4 protein-coding genes are annotated in these 3,059 nt (G+C 66.3%); 2 read left to right on the top strand and 2 right to left on the bottom strand.

What is annotated here, in order from left to right; translation table 11 throughout:
* On the top strand, nt 1-1,943 hold a 1,943-nt coding region (locus tag Q8M82_RS17165; RefSeq protein WP_371126394.1), incomplete at its 5' end, for a DNA methyltransferase.
* An 8-nt stretch (nt 1,944-1,951) separates the two neighbouring features.
* Here the strand turns inward: Q8M82_RS17165 and Q8M82_RS17170 are convergent.
* Nucleotides 1,952-2,275, bottom strand: coding sequence for a hypothetical protein (locus Q8M82_RS17170; protein WP_305692533.1), 324 nt, complete (start codon nt 2,273-2,275; stop codon nt 1,952-1,954).
* Nucleotides 2,275-2,493 carry a hypervirulence associated TUDOR domain-containing protein gene (locus Q8M82_RS17175; protein ID WP_305692534.1) on the bottom strand — a complete coding sequence of 73 codons (219 nt, stop codon included), beginning with the start codon at nt 2,491-2,493 and terminating at the stop codon, nt 2,275-2,277. The genes Q8M82_RS17170 and Q8M82_RS17175 overlap by 1 nt, the downstream gene beginning before the upstream one ends.
* Before the next feature lie 79 nt (nt 2,494-2,572).
* On the opposite strand from Q8M82_RS17175, the gene Q8M82_RS17180 reads away from it, so the two are divergent.
* On the top strand, nt 2,573-3,025 hold the full coding sequence (locus Q8M82_RS17180) for a tetratricopeptide repeat protein (protein WP_305692535.1): 453 nt from the start codon (nt 2,573-2,575) through the stop codon (nt 3,023-3,025).
* The last annotated feature ends 34 nt before the right edge of the window (nt 3,026-3,059 follow it).

Here is a 3,059-nt window from a genome sequence, read left to right on the forward strand (position 1 = left end):
GCGACGCCTTCATCGACCGGCTCTGCAGCCTCTCCATCCTCGATCCTGCCTGCGGCTCCGGCAATTTCCTCTATCTCGCCCTTCAGGGTGTGAAGGATCTCGAATGGAAGGCGCTGCTCGAATGCGAGACGCTCGGCCTCGGCCGGCCGCTTCCGCGCGTCTCGCCCCGCATCCTGCACGGTATCGAGATCAACCCGCTGGCGGCGGAGCTGGCGCGCAGCGTCATCTGGATCGGCGACATCCAATGGGGCATCGCCAACGGGCTGAGCCACCGGCCCGAGCCGATCCTGGAAAAGCTCGACTCGATCGAGTGCCGGGATGCGCTGGTGGCTTGGGGCGGGGACTTCCCTTCCCCCCTTGCGGGGGAAGGTGGCGCGGCGCGCAGCGCCGTGACGGATGAGGGGTCGCACGACGCATCCGGAGAGGGCGGCGCGACCCCTCACCCCAGCCCTCTTCCGCAAGGGGAGAGGGGGCCTGTCGTGCCCATCGAAGCGCTCTGGCCCCCCGCCGAGTTCATCGTCGGCAACCCGCCCTTTCTGGGCGGCAAGAAGCTGCGGTCGGGGCTGGGCGACGAGACGGTCGAGACGCTGTTCAAGGTCTTCGACGGCAAGGTGCCGCGCGAGGCCGATCTGGTGGCCTACTGGTTCGAGAAGGCGCGCCACCAGATCGCCACCGGCCAGACACGCCGCGCCGGGCTCGTCACCACCAATTCGATCCGCGGCGGCGCCAACCGCAAGGTGATCGAGCGCATGGTCGGCGACGCCCCGATCTTCGAGGCCTGGGCCGACGAGGAATGGCTGCAGGACGGCGCGGCGGTGCGCGTCAGCATGGTCTGCTTCGGCCAGCGCGAGGAGGGCGAAGGGCTGGTGCTGGACGGCCTGCCGGTGACCGCGATCAACGCCGATCTCAGCGCCCAGGCGGCCGATCTGACGCTGGCGAAGCGGCTGAAGGAGAATGAAGGCATCTCGTTCCAAGGTATCACCAAAGGTGCCCCGTTCGAGGTGAAGCACGGCGTCGCAATCGACTGGCTCAAAGCCCCCCTCAACGTTAATGGCCGACCGAACTCGGATGTGCTCATGCCAATCCGCAGCGGAGGCGACATCGTCAAATCAAGGACAGCCGATTGGGTAATTGATTTCACGGCTTACGCAGAGTCAGAAGCTACGTCATTTGAAGCGCCGTTTGAGCACTGCCTGACCGTAGTAAAACCAATTAAAACGGCGAATGCACGCAAGCTGTATCGCGAGAAATGGTGGCTGTTCTCCGAGCCAAGGCCCGGCTTACGTGCAGCCATAGCTTCCCTGAGCCGCTACATTGTTACGCCCAAGGTTGCGAAGTTTCGTCCTTTCGTCTGGTTCTCTGCTACCGAATTGGCAGATAACGTTACCGTCGCGATCGCTCGTGATGACGATACGAGTTTCGGAATCGTGCAGTCCCGTTTTCATGAAGAATGGGCGCTGAGGCGCGGCGCCTACATTGGCGTCGGCAATGACCCGACTTACACCCCCACCACGACCTTCGAAACCTTCCCCTTCCCCGAGGGGCTGACGCCGAACCTCCCGGCCTCGGCCTATGCCGACGATCCGCGCGCCATCCGCATCGCGGCGGCGGCGAAGGCGCTCGACGAGAAGCGCCGGGCCTGGCTCAACCCGCCCGACCTGGTCGAGATCGTGCCCGAGGTGGTGCCGACCGCAGCACCCGGCGAGGAGCCGCGCCGCTATCCGGACCGCATCCTGCCGAAGAATGCGGAGGCCGCCGTGAAGCTGAGGGAGCGCACTCTGACCAACCTCTACAACCAGCGCCCGGCCTGGCTGGCGGCGCTGCATGAGGATCTGGATCGCGCGGTCGCCGCCGCCTACGGCTGGCCGGAGGACATTGCCACCGACGAGGCGCTGGCCCGTCTTTTGGCGCTGAACCTGGAGCGCGCCGCGGCAGGGCGCTGAGGCCCGCCCTACCCTTTCTCCGCCAGTTCGGCCTTCTTTGTCTCGGCCCAGTCGCGCCCGGCATCGCCGCCCCAGAGCTGCCAGGCGATGAAGCCGGCCGAGGGGTTCTCGGCGTTGTCGAAATCCTTGCCGGTCTTGTCGACCGCGTGGCGGGCGAAATAGCTCGCCATGCGCTTGACCACATCGGCCGAGAGCGGCTCGCGCTTCGTCAGCTGGCGGGCGCGGGCGACGCCGACGCGGGTGCCGCCGCGCTTGTGCGCCGCCCGCAGCTTCAGCCCCTGCTCGGCGGCTTTCGCGGCGGCGGCCGGCGGTGTCAGGTCGATTACCGGCATCAGCGCGCCTCCAACTCGCTCTGTGACTTCAGCGCCTTCGCGCCATCGGCCTGCCGCACCAGATAGGCCGGCTTCTCCTCCGAGGCGTTGCGGCGGATGCGCTTGCCCTTGATCGTGCGGCTGACAGGCTTGGTGAAGACGGATTCGACCTCGCCCTCGGCGGTGCCGTTGCCCCAATGCCAGCGGACGGCGGCGCCCCTCCTCAGTTTACTTGTCATGCGATCTCTCCATGATCGGCCGGCGATGACGGGAGCAACGCGGACCCCCGCGACCGGGTTCATCGGAGAGAGCTACGCCATGCGCCGACGCCTGATCGCGATCCTGACGGGAACTGCGGCCCTGCTCGCCGCGGCGGGCGCGCAGGCCGTCGGGCCGGACTGGACCTGGCTCGACGAAGACCCGGAATATCGCCAGGCGCGGCGCTGGATCGAGGAGAAGAACTTTCCGCCCGCGATCGAGAAACTGGAGGTGCTGCTGAAGCGCTCGCCGCATTCGCCCGTGCTGCTGAACTGGCTCGCCTTCTCGCATCGCAAGCTGAAGAACTATCCGCTCTCGAAGCAATACTACGACGCCGCCCTGATGCGCGACCCGACCTTCCTGCCCGCGCTCGAATATCAGGGCGAATGGTTCATCGAGACCGGCGACATGGCGAGCGCCAAGGCCAATCTCGCAAAACTCGTCAGCCTCTGCGGCCGCTGCCACGAATGGCAGGATCTTGATGAGGCCATTCGAAAGGCTGAGGGGCGGTAAAAACCTCCGTCATTCTCGGGCGAAGCGAAGCGCA

Source organism: Allobosea sp. (genome assembly GCF_030694325.1).
Lineage (GTDB): Bacteria > Pseudomonadota > Alphaproteobacteria > Rhizobiales > Beijerinckiaceae > Allobosea.